We start from the raw sequence: 13,127 nt of genomic DNA on the forward strand, positions 1-13,127 counted from the left end.
CCGTTCCCGTCAGGGAGCGGGCTCCGGGGGCGCTTCCTGTGCTCGGTCGGCGGTCAGCTCCTCCTCCAGGGCCCTGGCGCGCTCCGACAGCCTGCGTCCCTTGCGGGCGCGTCCGTCCGGCTCCGCCGGCTCGGAGGCCGTGCGGTCGCTGCCGGATCCCGTCTGTCCGGGGACCCCGGCGAGCGGCGGCACGATCGGGCGGCCTCCCTTGCCGCGTATCACCTTCCGAACAGGCTGCGCGGTCCTGCGGGTGCGGCTCTCCTGCGCGGTCGGCAGGACGTCGGGTTCGCTGCCGGGTTCCTCCGTGTGCGGACGGGTGCCCTCGTCGTGCAGCGGTGGGCCCGCGTTCGCGTGCTGCGGCTCGTCCTGCGGAAGGTCCTGTTCCGGCCTCCGGTCGAGGAGTTCGCGCTCGGTGCGCATGCGCGCCTCGGTCTGGAGGACGACGGCGGGCGGTTCGAGGAGTCGCGCGAAGGGCAGCGGGATGACGCGGGCGCCGTCACCGTCGCCGGTGTCCGTGCGTCGCTGCGGGCGGCGGATTCCACGCGCGTCACCCTGACCCTGCGCGTAGGCGTCGGCCACGCGCTTCTCGTACTCGCGCCGTATGCGCGGGAGTTCCTCCGACATCGCCTCGGCCCAGCCTGCGGTGAAGGCGGCTGCCTCGCGGCGGTCGACCACCGAACGCGGCATCACGACCAGGTCCTCGGGTGCGTACCCGTGGACGTGGACCAGTTCGGAAAGCCGTGCGAAGAGGTGCGGCAGATCCGGGTGGGACTCGAGCCAGTCGTTGACCCGCTCCCGCCGGTTAGCGCCCGGCTCCGTGTCCATGCGTCCGCACTGCCTTCCAACCCCCCGGGGTCCCCACGCGCCCCTCGCGCCCCTTCGCACCCCGGATGTGTCAGGTCCGGGGAACGCGCCAACCAGAGTACCCCGGTCGAACACAAGCTCCACTCGAGGACCAACTCCTAGGGAGGCGCGGCAGGAAGACACGCCGTCAGATGTTTCAGGCTCGACAAGCTCGAACGTCTGTTCGACAATGCTTCGTACGCAAGTTCGATAGCCGGAAGGCAGGGCACCATGACGTCTCAGACCGGGCGAAGCCGTACCGGGAGCACGCTCCACGATCGCCTCAGCGCGTTGCTCCATGGCCCCGGTCCCCTCGACAAGCGCGCACTGCTCGCCACCCTCGACGCAGAGGTCGCGGCTCGCGAGACCCGCGCGTACACGGCGGGGTGGAACGACGCCCTCGCCGAACTACGCCGCCGCTGACACCCGTACGCCACGAATACGCCACGCCTCGCCGGACGGTGAACCCCGCCGGCCACGCACACGAGCCGCCTGCGCCCTATCAGGGCAGGGCGGCTCGGGCGTTTCCGGCTGCGCCCAGGCCCGCCATCTCCGAATCGAGGACAGCAATGGCCATCATTCCCGGCCCTGTGCAAGATCTCTCCGCAGACCTGGTCAAGACGACCCCGTGGATCGACCACACGAAGGACTACACAGAGACCAAGAAGATGGCGGTCAACCTCTCGACCACCGTCTCGGGCATCTCGAGCACGATCTCGGGCCTCAAGGGCGACATCACCCTCATGAAGGTGGAGATGGCGGGCCTCTTCGCCCTCTCCGTCGGCCTCTTCAAGATCGACTACACCTGGTTCAAGCTCGACGACAAGGGCGTCACGATCAACGGCCGTCAGAGGTTCGGATGGCCGTGGGCGGACAAGGCCAAGCACTTCCAACTGCGCGTGGAGAGTCGCCAGCGGGCTCTCTTCGACGACCAGAAGGCATTGAAGAGGAGGCTCGAGAGGCTGACGGAGCGCCAGACCGAGCTGGGCCGCGCGCAGAGCCGGCTGCGGGCGGCCGAAGGGCGCGAACGCGACACACAGGCCCGATTGAACGAGGGGCGGGGAAGCCAGCAGGCGGTCGACCGGGCCAGGGCGAGAGCAGACCTTGCCAGGCAGGACGTCGAGAGGCTGCAGAAAAGGGTCGACCGCGCGAAGAAGTCCGCCGAACGGCTCGCCAAGAGCGCCTCCAACACCTTCAAGAAGCTCGACGCCCTCGTAGCCAAGGAAGACGACGCGAAGAACCGCTGGAAGAACAACGCCGCGGCGGCGACCAACGACCTCAACGCCCTGCGGGCGGCCCTCGGGCAGACCGCGCTCGCAGCCTCCAGCTGACGAACACCGTCACCACGATCGGCGCCCACTCTCCTCCCCCTCCGTGAAATCAGGTGACCATGTCCCTCACCAAAGCGCTCTCCACCACGTCGTCGGCGCTCAGGAACCTCAAGACCAACGCCCAGCAAGGCGCCCAGGCCATCTCCCGAGTCGGCAGCGGCGCGAACTCCGCGTCAAGCGGGGTCAAGCAGCTCAAGTCCTCCGCACAGTCCACCACCTCTCAGCTCAAGAGCCTCAAGACCGCCACCGACCAGGCCGAGCGGTCCATGACCAAGGCCGGCCAGACCGGCCAGTCCGCCGGAACGAAGCTCGGCAAGTACGAGTCCGGCGCAGGTAAGGCCGCCAAGGGCCAGGACAAGCTCAACAAGTCCATGAAGGGCAACTTCCTCGCCCGCCTGATCGAGCTGTTCATGCCGCTCATCGAGAAGATCGTCGAGATGGCGACGCGCTCGAAGACGATGCAGACGATCATGAAGAAGGCCTTCGGTGCCATCAAGACCGTGATCGGGTCGGTCATGAAGGCCATCGGGCCGATCATGAAGAAAGCCGGCCAGCTGATCAAGACGGTCTGGAACGGCATCAAGTCGGCCATCTCCACGGTGGTCAAGGCGGTCGCCACCGTCATCAAGACCTACGTGAAGATCTGGAAGACGGTCATCACCACGGTCATGAAGGCGATCAAGACGGTGATCAGCACGGTCTGGAACGGCATCAAGGCCGTCATCACTCCGGTCGTCAACTGGATCAAAACCGCGATCCCGAACGCCTTCCGGGCCGTCAAGGACAAGATGTCGTCCATCTGGAACGGCCTCAAGGACATCGCGTCCCGGGCGTTCAACGGCATCAAGAGCGGCGTCTCGGGTCCCATCAACGCCGTGATCGGCCTGATCAACCGGATGATCGGCAGCCTGAACCGGGTCAAGGTCAGCGTCCCCGGCTGGGTGCCGCTGGTCGGCGGCAAGACCTTCGGCGTCAACATCCCGACCATCCCCATGCTCGCCACGGGTGGTGTCGTCATGCCCCGCAGCGGCGGCGTCCCGGCGATCCTCGCCGAGGCCGGCGAGGCCGAGGCCGTCCTCCCGCTCTCCAAGCTGGACCGGCTGCTCGCCCTCACCGCCCGCCGCGCCCAGATGAATGCCCGCACCGGTCTGGCCGGCGCCGCGGGGGCCGGGCTGCACATCGAGCACTACCACGCGGCGCGGGGCAGTGACCCGCAGTCCACTGCGGACGCACTGATGTACCTGGCAAAGGCGCGCGGATGAGTGCCGTCGCCCCCACGCCGGTGTACAGCGGGCAGCTGCTCGCGGGGTTGCCCAGCGCCTTCCGCAACCTCAGCAGCGCCATCCGGCCGGCCGACGCGGCGCTCCGGGAACTGACCCGGGCTCTGCGCGACGCCGCCGGCAAGGCCGGCCGCCTCGCCGGAGAGGCCCGCAGCGCCGCCACCGCCGTCAGCCGATTCCGTACCGACGCCACCTCGGCCGGCGGTTCCGTCACCAAGCTGAGCCGCTCGTCGGCCCACCGCGGCGTGAAGTCGTTCGGCGACAGGGCCGGCAAGGCGAAGACGTCGCTCGGCAGGCTCGGCCAGGGGCTCGGCGGCATCGTCGCCATCCTCCTGCCGCTGCTCCCCATCACCGACATCATCACCAAGCTGATGGAGACCTTCGGCACCCTCACGACCGTCGCCTCCGTCGCCATGGTGGCCATCAACATCGCCATGCGCGCCAACCCGATCGGCTTCCTCGTCGGCATCCTCGTGCCCGTCGCCGCCTTGCTCATCGAGTACGCGATGAACAGCGAGACCGGGCAGCGGATCATGAAGCAGGTCTTCGCGCAGGTCCTCAAGGGCTTCCAGTCGGTGTGGGCGTTCCTCCAGCCGATCATGAAGGTGCTCGGCCAGGCCGTCGGGACCTACTTCAAGGCGTACCTGACCCTGTTCACCACCGCCCTGAAGATCGTCGGATCCGCCATCAGCGGATTCTCCGACGTCCGCGCCTCCGTCACCTCCGCCTCCAACGCCCTGCGCGGAATCGCCTCCAGCTCCATGGGCGGCATCAAGAACGCCGTCCGGCCGATCCTGACCTTCGTCACCGACAAGATCCCCGGCTTCTTCCGCACCGCCAAGGACGCGGTCAGCGGGGCCATGCGCGGAATCGGCGATCTGATCAAGGGCGCGCTCAGCACCGTCGTCGGCGTCGTCAAGGGACCGATCAACGGTCTCATCGCCTTCGCCAACTGGATCATCGACGGCCTCAACAAGCTGAGCTTCAACCTCCTCGGCAAGAAGTTCGGCGTCGACCTCGACAAGATCCCGATGCTCGCCGAGGGCGGTGTCGTCTTCCCCGGCGCCACGGACGCCCCGCGCATCGACCCGCTCACCGTGCTGGAGAACCGCCGCGCCCCGGCCCTCGCCGAGCCGCCCCCACTGCCGCACCGCATACGGGACTTCCACGAGAAGCCCGGCGCCGGACCCCGGTCGACCGCCGAGGACCTGCTCTTCCTCGCGGCCTCCCACCGGTGACCACCCAGCGCCGACCGCCCATCTGACAGCCTCTCAGAAGTGAGGTGACGGCCCCATGGCCGAGACCACAACCGCATACGCCGGAAACACCTACACGGCCGACCTCGCGCCCGGCTCACTGATCACCCAGGACGGGCAGATCCAGTGGGCCGGGCTTCTCATCGGCCCCGGCACCCCGTTCGCCGTCGACCGTTCCGGTCTGACCGGCTGGGAGGACCTGCCCGAGTACGACTCCTCCGACGCCGACCGCCCCACCTCGCACGGCGCCTGGCCGGGCTCCCGGTACGCCAAGCCGCGCAAGGTCGGCGGCGCGATCGTGCTGATGCCGGAGTACAGCGCGGCCACCCAGGCCATCCGCGCCCTGCGGCAGGCCCTCGCCCTGCTCGACGAGGAGCGCTGGCTCACCATCCGGCTGCACGGCGAACTGCTCGCCGTACGCGCCCGCATCGCCCAGCGCGTGGTCCCCGCCGACCAGGGCTTCGCCACCCAGGGCAGCTCGAAGATGTCGATCCAGTGGCTCGCGGCCGACCCGCGCCGCTACGCCGTCAACGAGCAGGTCGCCTCCACGACCGCCCCGCAGCCCGAGTCCGGCCTCACCTGGCCGCTGACCTGGCCGCTCAACTGGGGCGAGGCCAAGTCGACCGGCGACGCCGTCGCCGAGAACACCGGCTCCGCCGCCACCCACCCGGTGATCACCTTCCGCGGTCCGTGCTCCATGCCGACCGTCACAGAGCGGGGCAGCCGGCGCCGCCTGCGGTACGCGATCGACCTGGCCGCGGGCGAGGAGCTCGTCGTCGACACCGCCGGGGGCACGGTCACGCTCAACGGCACCGCCTCCCGCCGGCACACCGCGATGGCGGACTCCAGCCCGGAGGAGCTCTTCCTGCTCGAACCGGGGCGCACCGAGCTGTCCTTCCGGCCCGACGAGGCCACCGAGGACGCCTTGATGACGGTCCGCTGGCGCAGCGCCGAGTGGTGACCCACCCCCACCCCTTCCACCGAAAGAGGTGAACCATGACTGTACGGGCCGCCTGGCTGCAGTCGACCGGTCAGACCCGTGAGGACACTCGCCTCACGCTGGCCGCCCTGCTCACTCCCAGTGGTCAGTCCCCCGAGGAGACCCCGCTGCGCTCCCGACCGGGCATCGTGCCGGGCGGCTTCGTCCTGACCGGGACCGCCGCGATGCAGTGCACCATCGGCACCGGCCGCGCGATCGTCCAGGGCAAGGACACCCGTCAGGGCGCCTACCTGGTCAGCGCGATCTCGCCGGAGACGATCACCATCGAGGACGGCGATCCGCAGTACGACCGGATCGATCTGATCGAACTGGCCGTCGTCGACGACGCCTACGACAAGACCGGCACCACCGATGCCGTCATCCGCCTGGTCAAGGGCGCCCCGCACGCCAACCCCGTGCCGCCCGCCGGCGGCACCGGCAGCTCCCTGCCGCTCTACACGGTCAAGGTCCCGAAGGGCATCTCGGCCGGCAACGGCGGCATCGCCTGGACCACCGCCGCGGTGACCACCCAGCACTGGCCGGTGGTGGCGCTCGGCGGCATCATGCCCACGAGCGGCTTCAAGGGCGCGTACGCCGGGCAGTACCGCGACGCGGGCGGCATGCTCCAGCGCTGGGACGGTACGGCCTGGGTCTCGTACCCGAAGGCCGTCGGCGGCATCGCGCCCGGCACCCAGGTCTCGACCGGCAGCTATCCCGGCCAGTACCGGGACGACTCGGGAATCCTGCAGCGCTGGGACGGCTCGGCCTGGCAGTACGTCGAGGGCGCGGGGAAGATCCTGTTCGCCGCCACCCAGTGGACGACCGCCCAGCAGCAGTCCGTCCCGCCCGGCACATGGACCGTGCTCAATCTGCCGACCGTCGAGGCCGACGACACCAACGGCTGGAACGGGACCCACACGTACGTCGTGCCGCGCAGCGGCATGTGGCGGATCTCGGCACACGCCACCTGGGCCAACGACGGCCAGAGCGGCATGCGCGGCTCCCGCGTCATCGTCGGCGGCGTCGGCCAGTCACGGCTGACCTGGCTCGGTCCCGCCGGCAACGGCGCCATCTCCATCGGCGGCTCCGGCCTGGTGCGGCTCACCGCCGGCAACACGGTCCAGCTGCAGGGCTTCCACAGCCACACCGCCGCGATCAAGACCCTCGGCGGCTCCGGCTACGCCTGCGCCCTCACCGCCGAGTGGCTGAAGTCCTGACACCCCGGCGTCCTGACACCCCGACGTCCTGACACCCCCACGTCCTGACGCCGCCCCTTCCCCGATTGGAGAACCCCATGAACCTGCGCAGCAGCTGGGTCGCCGAGACCGGCCAGACCCGGGAGGACACCCGACTCACCCAGACCGGTGCCACCACCATGCTCAACCCCGTCCAGGTCCGCTCCGGCATCCTGCCGGGCTCCTACACCGGCCAGTACCGGCTTTCCGGCTTCTGGATGACGAACGCCTCCGCCATGTCGGCGACCGTCTCCGAGGGGCGGGCGGTCATCCAGGGCGAGATCTCCCAGGGCGTCTACCCGGTGACCCTGCCGACCTCCGAGACCGTCACCTTCGCCCCGGGCAACTCCCAGTACGGCCGGGTCGACCTCGTCGTCCTGCGGATCTACGACCGGCTCTACGAGGGCCAGCGCAACGAGGCCGTGATCGAGGTCATCGAGGGCGTGGCCGAGCAGACGCCGAAGGCGATGCCGGTCCCGCCGCGCAGCCTCCCGCTGTACGAGGTGACCGTGCCTGCCGGCGTCAGCGCGGGCAACGGCGGCATCCCGTGGGCCACCGCGCTCAAGGATCTGCGTACCCCGGTCGTGGCCGTCGGCGGCATCATGCCCGTCGAGGGTCCGGTGGCCCAGGGTGCGTACCCCGGCCAGTACCAGGACACCGCGGACGGCCAGTTCCAGCGCTGGGACGGCGGCAAGTGGGTCTCGTACCCCGCGGCGGTCGGCGGCATCGTCCCGAACTCCTTCTCCACCACCGCGGCCAGCTACACCGGTCAGTACCGGGACAGCACCGGAGGCCAGCTCCAGCGGTGGAACGGCACGGCATGGGCGCCGGCGGTCCCGGGGCCGCTCTTCGCCGACTCGCTGGACGCCGGGTACACCACGTCCACGACGTACGTGGACACGCTGGTCGAGCGGACGGCCAACCCGCTGAAGCTCACCTTCACCGCGCCGCCGTCCAAGGCCGTCCTGCTGACCTTCGGCTCGCGCATCGAGCTGCACGTCGCCTCCGGCACGGCGGGCATCAAGGGCACGGGCTGGATGGGCGTGCGCCTCACCCAGGGCTCCACCGTGGTGCGCGAGTTGGACGACGAGCTGTCCGTGAAGGCGGCGCGGCCGACCGAGCACGTGGACGGTTTCTCCGCCGCGACCACGCAGCGCCTCTCCAACCTGACCGCGGGCGCGAGCTACACCCTCACCGCCTACTACCGGTCCAGCGACGCGGGCCTGAAGGCCTGGTTCGACAACTCCTTCATCCGCGTCGACCTGCAGGCGTAACCCGACCGACCCCCCAGGAGACCCACCATGGCCCTTCGCAGCGGATGGCTGTCCCCCACCGGGCAGACCCGCCTCGACACCCGTCACACCGACATAGGAGCGACCACCCCCGCCGGGCCCCTCAGCGCCCGCTCCGGCATCGTGCCCGGCACGTACGACGGCAAGTTCCGCGTCGGCGGCCTGTGGATGAGCGGCAACGGGCCGATGACCGCCACCCTCTTTCACGGCCGGGCCGTCATCCAGGGCCCGGTCGCGCAGGGCCCGTACCACGTCACACTCGACACGGACACCGTCCTCACCTTCGCCGACGGCAACCCGCTCCATCCGCGCATCGACCTCGTCGTTCTGCGCGTGTACGACGACCAGTTCGACGGCTCGCAGAAGAGCGAGGCCACGATCGAGATCGTCCAGGGAGAGGCGAAGGCCGTCCCGGAGCCGCCGGTCGCGCCGCCTCTCTCCCTCACGCTGTTCTCGGTCAAGGTCCCCGCCGTGGCCTCCGCCGGCACCGGAGGCATCCCCTGGACCACGTCGGGGACCGTCTCCGACCTGCGGGTCACGACCGCGGGCGTCGGCGGCATCCTGCCCGTCTACAACAACGGGGCGGTACCCGGCAGTTACCCGGGCCAGTACCAGGACAACGACAACGCCCACTTCCTCCAGCGCTGGGACGGCACCGCCTGGGTCGCGTACCCGAAGGAGATCGGCGGCATCGCGCCCAGCGGCACGGTGTCCACCGGCGGTTACGTCGGGCAGTTCCGGGACGCCTCCGGCACGCTCCAGCGTTGGAACGGAACGGCGTGGGTGAACTACCACCCGCCGTACGACATCGAGGTCGCGAGCAACGGCGCCACCGCGGCCACCGGCTGGGGCAGCCCGTCCTTCTCCGCCCGGCGCACCCGCGGCGGCGTCGTCATGGTGCGCTTCGGCGTCACCCGCACCGGCGGGACGATCACCGCCGGTGCCGACGGCCGCATCGCCGACCTGCCCCTGGGCAACCTGCCGGCCGGCTGGTCTCCGGCCATGTCCTTCGAGACGACGGCCTCCGACACCGACGGCTCCGGGGCCGCCACGATCGCGGCCACCAGCTCGCTGGTCACCCTGCGCGACTGGAGCCCCAACGCGACCATCCCCAACGGCCGGACCGTGTGGGTCTCCGCCACCTACGTCCTGTAAGGGGGCCCGCCATGGCACTCGAAACGCCTTACCGGGCGATCTTCTGCGACCTGATCACCGACCAGACCCTCGACATCCTGCCCCTGCGGGACGTCTCCTTCGACGACTACATCGGCAAGGCCGGCTCGCTCTCCGGCACCATCCCCATCCCCAACAAGGACATCGCCGACCGGGTCAAGAAGGTCCAGGAGGGCCGCACCGCGGTCTACCTGGAGCGCGGCGGCGACCTGTGGTGGGGCGGCATCGTGTGGACCGCCACCCTGCAGTCCAGCGGGCGCGGCGTACTGACCCTCGGCGTCCAGGCCGCCACCTTCGACTCGTACGCGAGCCGCCGCCGCATCCGTACCGACATCTCGTTCACGACCCCGACCGACCAGCTGGAGATCGCTCGGCGGCTGTGGAAGGAACTCGACGTCCAGGACGACCCCACGGTGCCCCTGCCCGAGGGGAAGCAGCCGCGCCGGCTCGGGATCACCTACGGCACGGAGACGTCGGAGGTCCTGCGGACGGCCTCCTGGCGCAACGGCGACGAGACCGTCTACCTGGAGGCGCTCGACCAGCTGGCCTCCCTGCAGAACGGCTTCGAGCAGCAGATCCTCGTCTACCGCGACCCGACCGACGGCAAGCGGGTCAGGCAGCTCCGGCTCGGCTGGCCCAAGATCGTCAACGGTGCCACCGACCTGCTCTTCGACCGGCCCGGCGTCATCCTGTCGTACTCCTTCCCGTACGACGCGACCCGCGGCGGCACCACCGCGCTGGCCCGCGGGGCGTCGACGAACTCCAACGCCGGTACCGAGTCCCGGCCGATCCACTCGACCCAGCAGGTCGCCAGCGATCTGCTCGCGGACGGTTGGCCGCTGATCGACCTGTCCTCCGACCACAACGAGGTCACCGACACGCTCACCCTCGACTCGCTGGCCAAGCGGGAACTCGCCGAGGCCCAGGGCGCCGTCGTGATCCCCTCGATCAGCATCCACCTCGGCGGGGTCGTCCCACCTGCGCTCATCGGCCGCATCGCCCGCATCCGGATCACGGACGAGTGGTACTCCGAGGGCCTCGACGCCCGCTACCGCATCATCGGCGTCAAGGTCACTCCCCCGGAGCGCGGCCGCCCCGACACCGCCGAGCTCTACCTTGAGGAGGCCTGATGCCCCAGCTGCCCGAGGACATCATCGACCGGCTCAACCAGATGGAACGCCGGCTCAAGGCCCTGTCCACGGCCGTGAACACCCGGCCGGCGGTCAGCGAGATCCGCCCGCCCGCGCAGACCGGCAGCGTCACCATCAACCGGCCGCTGTTCCGGATCTTCGACGGCTACGGCCACGAGATCTTCGCGGACGACATCATGACCGGCGGTCTCGCCCGGCCCTGGCTGCAGCTGATGCCGCCGATGAACGTCGACAAGGCCCACTGGCCGTCCACCACCAGCGCCACGTTCACCACCGTCGCCAGGTCCTTCAACCCCATCTGGCAGCCGAAGCTGCGGCTGTCCGTGAACACGGCCGTGTCCAGCGGCGCCACCGGTCAGGTGAAGGTACTGGTCGACGGGCAGCAGTTCGGCCCCCCGGTCACCGCCGGCACGACCTACGACCACACCGGCCTGATCCCCGGCGACATGAAGACCCGGTTCGGCCAGACCATGCTGATCGAGATCCAGGCCATGGCCGGCGGCGGGACCGTCTACGCCCAGCCCGTCCTGATCTACGGCACCCAGACCTGACGCCGAGGAGCACACCATGATCATCGACCCCGCACAGCCCTGGGGCGTGGCCATCGACTACGCGGGCCGCGCCGTCGTCACCGAGGGCAGCCACACCCTCGACGTCCGCGTGTACGACAACACGCTCGGCAACACACTGGAGCGAGACCCGGTCACCGGCCAGTACCCGTCGGTGTACGTCACCGCCCAGACCAGCAAGAGCGGCATCGGGGACACCAGCCTGCGCGGCTACGCCACGGTGGTCGTCAACGGCCAGGACGGCGTCCCCGTCGCCCCCGACGCGACCGCCGTCCAGAGCGCCGTCACCGCCGCACTCGCCGACTTCGAGACCCGCCGCGCCGCCTACGCCGCCCTCTGCGCGACCTGGGAACCCGCCCCCGGCCCCGCACCGGCACCGGAGCCGGAGCCCAGCCCCGCGCCGACGCCGTAAGCACCGCGACCCACCCGATACGCCCGCCCCCGTGCGGGCGTTTTTCATTCCCCCGCACACCTGGAGGACACCATGGCCACTCCCCTCACCGCCGATCAGCTCCTCGCCGCCCTGCGCGCCGAGGGCGTCACCGTCGTCGAGCACGACGGCTGGCGGACCCACAACCGCAACCAGGCCGGCCCCTGGGGTCCGGTGAACGGCGTGATGATCCACCACACCGTCTCCAGCGGCACCGCCTCGTCCGTCGAGCTCTGCTACAACGGCTACGACGGCCTGCCCGGCCCGCTGTGCCACGGCGTGATCGCCAAGGACGGCACGGTCCATCTCGTGGGCAACGGCCGCGCCAACCACGCGGGCGGCGGCGACCCCTCCGTCCTCCAGGCCGTGATCACCGAGACCTACGGGGACCGGCCGCCGGCCCCGCACGAGCACCAGGGCAGCGCCGGCGCCGTCGACGGCAACACCCGCTTCTACGGCTTCGAGTGCGTCAACCTCGGCAACGGCACCGACCCCTGGCCGGCCGCCCAGCTCGACGCCATCGAGCGGGCGTCCGCCGCGATCTGCCGCGCCCACGGCTGGGGCGCCAAGTCCGTCATCGGCCACCTCGAATGGTCCGACTGGAAGAGCGATCCGCGCGGCTTCGCCATGCCGGGCATGCGGGACCGGGTCCAGCGGCGGCTCGCCTCCTCACCCGCCAAGCAGCAGCCGGCCGCACAGAAGCCGGCCGCCCCGCGCTACCAGCCGTTCCCCGGCACCTCGTTCTTCAAGACGAACCCGAGCTCCCCGATCGTCACCGCGATGGGCCGCCGCCTCGTCGCCGAGGGCTGCTCCGCGTACGCCACGGGCCCGTCCCCCCGCTGGAGCGAGGCCGACCGGCGCAGCTACGCGAAGTGGCAGCGCAAGCTCGGCTTCAGCGGCTCCGACGCCGACGGCTGGCCGGGCGCCATGTCCTGGAACGCGCTCAAGGTCCCGTACACCAAGTAAGGAGCAACCCCCATGTCCGAAACCGCCAAGCGCACGGCTCGTACCGTCCTGCAGTCCGCGGTCGCGCTCGCCGTCGTCCTCCCCGCGGTCGTCGACGCCTCCGGTCTCCCGGCCACCCTCCCCTGGGTCGCCGGAGCGCTGGCCGCCGCCGGCGCCCTCACCCGGGTGATGGCGGTCCCGGCCGTCCAGAACCTGCTCCCCCGCTGGCTGCGCACCACCCCGGGGGCGGCCGATGACCGAGCCTGAACAGCACGACCCGGTCACCGTCGCCGTCGAACTGGAGCGGCTGCGCGGCACGCTGGAGGCCGGGTTCGCCCGGGTCGACGGCTCGCTGGCGCTGCTCGTGCAGCGCAGTGACCAGACCGACAAGCAGCTCGCCGACATGGAGTCCCGGCTGGACGCCCTGGAGCGCTCCCGCTGGCCGCTCACCAGCATCGCCGCGCTGACGGCGAGCGCCGGCCTGATGCTCGCGGTCTGGGAGCTGGCCGGCCGCTAGTCCTCCTGCTTCGAACATGCCGAAGGGCGGCACCCCGGTGTCGGGGTGGCGCCCATCGGGTAGCACAAAATAATTGTTTTTAGGCACGTAGTAGTAGTACACCACCGGAAACGCCAGGGCCGAGCC

The 13,127-nt window shown here is 70.5% G+C and carries 15 protein-coding genes; 14 read left to right on the plus strand and 1 reads right to left on the minus strand.

Annotated features, from left to right (window positions below; all coding sequences use genetic code 11):
- Window positions 1-9 precede the first annotated feature (9 nt).
- The gene (locus tag ACFC0D_RS36250; RefSeq protein WP_376445726.1) at window positions 10-825 is read right to left on the minus strand and encodes a hypothetical protein; all 816 of its coding nucleotides are present in this window, start codon (window positions 823-825) and stop codon (window positions 10-12) included.
- A 249-nt stretch (window positions 826-1,074) separates the two neighbouring features.
- On the opposite strand from ACFC0D_RS36250, the gene ACFC0D_RS36255 reads away from it, so the two are divergent.
- From ACFC0D_RS36255 to ACFC0D_RS36320, 14 genes are all read left to right on the plus strand, one after another.
- Entirely contained in the window at window positions 1,075-1,266 is a 192-nt protein-coding gene (locus ACFC0D_RS36255; RefSeq protein WP_376445729.1) for a hypothetical protein, read from the plus strand.
- A gap of 146 nt (window positions 1,267-1,412) precedes the next feature.
- Entirely contained in the window at window positions 1,413-2,174 is a 762-nt protein-coding gene (locus ACFC0D_RS36260; protein WP_376445732.1) for a hypothetical protein, read from the plus strand.
- 59 nt (window positions 2,175-2,233) lie between these two features.
- On the plus strand, window positions 2,234-3,436 hold the full coding sequence (locus tag ACFC0D_RS36265; RefSeq protein ID WP_376445734.1) for a phage tail protein: 1,203 nt from the start codon (window positions 2,234-2,236) through the stop codon (window positions 3,434-3,436).
- Window positions 3,433-4,692 carry a tape-measure protein gene (locus tag ACFC0D_RS36270; protein WP_376445737.1) on the plus strand — a complete coding sequence of 420 codons (1,260 nt, stop codon included), beginning with the start codon at window positions 3,433-3,435 and terminating at the stop codon, window positions 4,690-4,692. Before ACFC0D_RS36265 ends, ACFC0D_RS36270 begins: the two co-directional genes overlap by 4 nt.
- 55 nt (window positions 4,693-4,747) lie before the next feature.
- A complete protein-coding gene (locus ACFC0D_RS36275; RefSeq protein WP_376445740.1) occupies window positions 4,748-5,671 on the plus strand; it encodes a phage tail protein in 924 nt (307 codons plus the stop codon).
- Between the two features lie 35 nt (window positions 5,672-5,706).
- Window positions 5,707-6,906 carry a hypothetical protein gene (locus ACFC0D_RS36280; RefSeq protein WP_376445743.1) on the plus strand — a complete coding sequence of 400 codons (1,200 nt, stop codon included), beginning with the start codon at window positions 5,707-5,709 and terminating at the stop codon, window positions 6,904-6,906.
- Window positions 6,907-6,983: 77 nt separating this feature from the next.
- Window positions 6,984-8,198: a hypothetical protein gene (locus ACFC0D_RS36285; RefSeq protein WP_376445746.1), complete on the plus strand. Its 1,215-nt coding sequence runs from the start codon at window positions 6,984-6,986 to the stop codon at window positions 8,196-8,198.
- Window positions 8,199-8,225: 27 nt separating this feature from the next.
- Window positions 8,226-9,371, plus strand: coding sequence for a hypothetical protein (locus tag ACFC0D_RS36290; RefSeq protein ID WP_376445749.1), 1,146 nt, complete (start codon window positions 8,226-8,228; stop codon window positions 9,369-9,371).
- Between the two features lie 11 nt (window positions 9,372-9,382).
- A complete protein-coding gene (locus ACFC0D_RS36295; RefSeq protein WP_376445751.1) occupies window positions 9,383-10,519 on the plus strand; it encodes a hypothetical protein in 1,137 nt (378 codons plus the stop codon).
- Window positions 10,519-11,091, plus strand: coding sequence for a hypothetical protein (locus ACFC0D_RS36300; RefSeq protein ID WP_376445754.1), 573 nt, complete (start codon window positions 10,519-10,521; stop codon window positions 11,089-11,091). The genes ACFC0D_RS36295 and ACFC0D_RS36300 overlap by 1 nt, the downstream gene beginning before the upstream one ends.
- Window positions 11,092-11,107: 16 nt before the next feature.
- Window positions 11,108-11,521: an ATP-binding protein gene (locus ACFC0D_RS36305; RefSeq protein ID WP_376445757.1), complete on the plus strand. Its 414-nt coding sequence runs from the start codon at window positions 11,108-11,110 to the stop codon at window positions 11,519-11,521.
- 72 nt (window positions 11,522-11,593) lie between these two features.
- A complete protein-coding gene (locus ACFC0D_RS36310) occupies window positions 11,594-12,505 on the plus strand; it encodes a peptidoglycan-binding protein (protein WP_376445760.1) in 912 nt (303 codons plus the stop codon).
- 12 nt (window positions 12,506-12,517) lie between these two features.
- Window positions 12,518-12,751 carry a hypothetical protein gene (locus tag ACFC0D_RS36315; RefSeq protein ID WP_376445762.1) on the plus strand — a complete coding sequence of 78 codons (234 nt, stop codon included), beginning with the start codon at window positions 12,518-12,520 and terminating at the stop codon, window positions 12,749-12,751.
- Window positions 12,738-13,001: a hypothetical protein gene (locus tag ACFC0D_RS36320; protein WP_329117214.1), complete on the plus strand. Its 264-nt coding sequence runs from the start codon at window positions 12,738-12,740 to the stop codon at window positions 12,999-13,001. Before ACFC0D_RS36315 ends, ACFC0D_RS36320 begins: the two co-directional genes overlap by 14 nt.
- Window positions 13,002-13,127: the final 126 nt, after the last annotated feature.

The sequence above is a fragment of the Streptomyces sp. NPDC056222 genome, from assembly GCF_042264065.1.
Taxonomy (GTDB): Bacteria; Actinomycetota; Actinomycetes; order Streptomycetales; family Streptomycetaceae; genus Streptomyces.

Excerpts from the sequence above, each read along its gene's own strand:
- ACFC0D_RS36250 (WP_376445726.1), bottom strand. The coding sequence starts at position 825 with ATGGACACGGAGCCGGGCGCTAACCGGCGGGAGCGGGTCAACGACTGG.
- ACFC0D_RS36255 (WP_376445729.1), top strand. The coding sequence starts at position 1,075 with ATGACGTCTCAGACCGGGCGAAGCCGTACCGGGAGCACGCTCCACGAT.
- ACFC0D_RS36260 (WP_376445732.1), top strand. The coding sequence starts at position 1,413 with ATGGCCATCATTCCCGGCCCTGTGCAAGATCTCTCCGCAGACCTGGTC.
- ACFC0D_RS36265 (WP_376445734.1), top strand. The coding sequence starts at position 2,234 with ATGTCCCTCACCAAAGCGCTCTCCACCACGTCGTCGGCGCTCAGGAAC.
- ACFC0D_RS36270 (WP_376445737.1), top strand. The coding sequence starts at position 3,433 with ATGAGTGCCGTCGCCCCCACGCCGGTGTACAGCGGGCAGCTGCTCGCG.
- ACFC0D_RS36275 (WP_376445740.1), top strand. The coding sequence starts at position 4,748 with ATGGCCGAGACCACAACCGCATACGCCGGAAACACCTACACGGCCGAC.
- ACFC0D_RS36280 (WP_376445743.1), top strand. The coding sequence starts at position 5,707 with ATGACTGTACGGGCCGCCTGGCTGCAGTCGACCGGTCAGACCCGTGAG.
- ACFC0D_RS36285 (WP_376445746.1), top strand. The coding sequence starts at position 6,984 with ATGAACCTGCGCAGCAGCTGGGTCGCCGAGACCGGCCAGACCCGGGAG.
- ACFC0D_RS36290 (WP_376445749.1), top strand. The coding sequence starts at position 8,226 with ATGGCCCTTCGCAGCGGATGGCTGTCCCCCACCGGGCAGACCCGCCTC.
- ACFC0D_RS36295 (WP_376445751.1), top strand. The coding sequence starts at position 9,383 with ATGGCACTCGAAACGCCTTACCGGGCGATCTTCTGCGACCTGATCACC.
- ACFC0D_RS36300 (WP_376445754.1), top strand. The coding sequence starts at position 10,519 with ATGCCCCAGCTGCCCGAGGACATCATCGACCGGCTCAACCAGATGGAA.
- ACFC0D_RS36305 (WP_376445757.1), top strand. The coding sequence starts at position 11,108 with ATGATCATCGACCCCGCACAGCCCTGGGGCGTGGCCATCGACTACGCG.
- ACFC0D_RS36310 (WP_376445760.1), top strand. The coding sequence starts at position 11,594 with ATGGCCACTCCCCTCACCGCCGATCAGCTCCTCGCCGCCCTGCGCGCC.
- ACFC0D_RS36315 (WP_376445762.1), top strand. The coding sequence starts at position 12,518 with ATGTCCGAAACCGCCAAGCGCACGGCTCGTACCGTCCTGCAGTCCGCG.
- ACFC0D_RS36320 (WP_329117214.1), top strand. The coding sequence starts at position 12,738 with ATGACCGAGCCTGAACAGCACGACCCGGTCACCGTCGCCGTCGAACTG.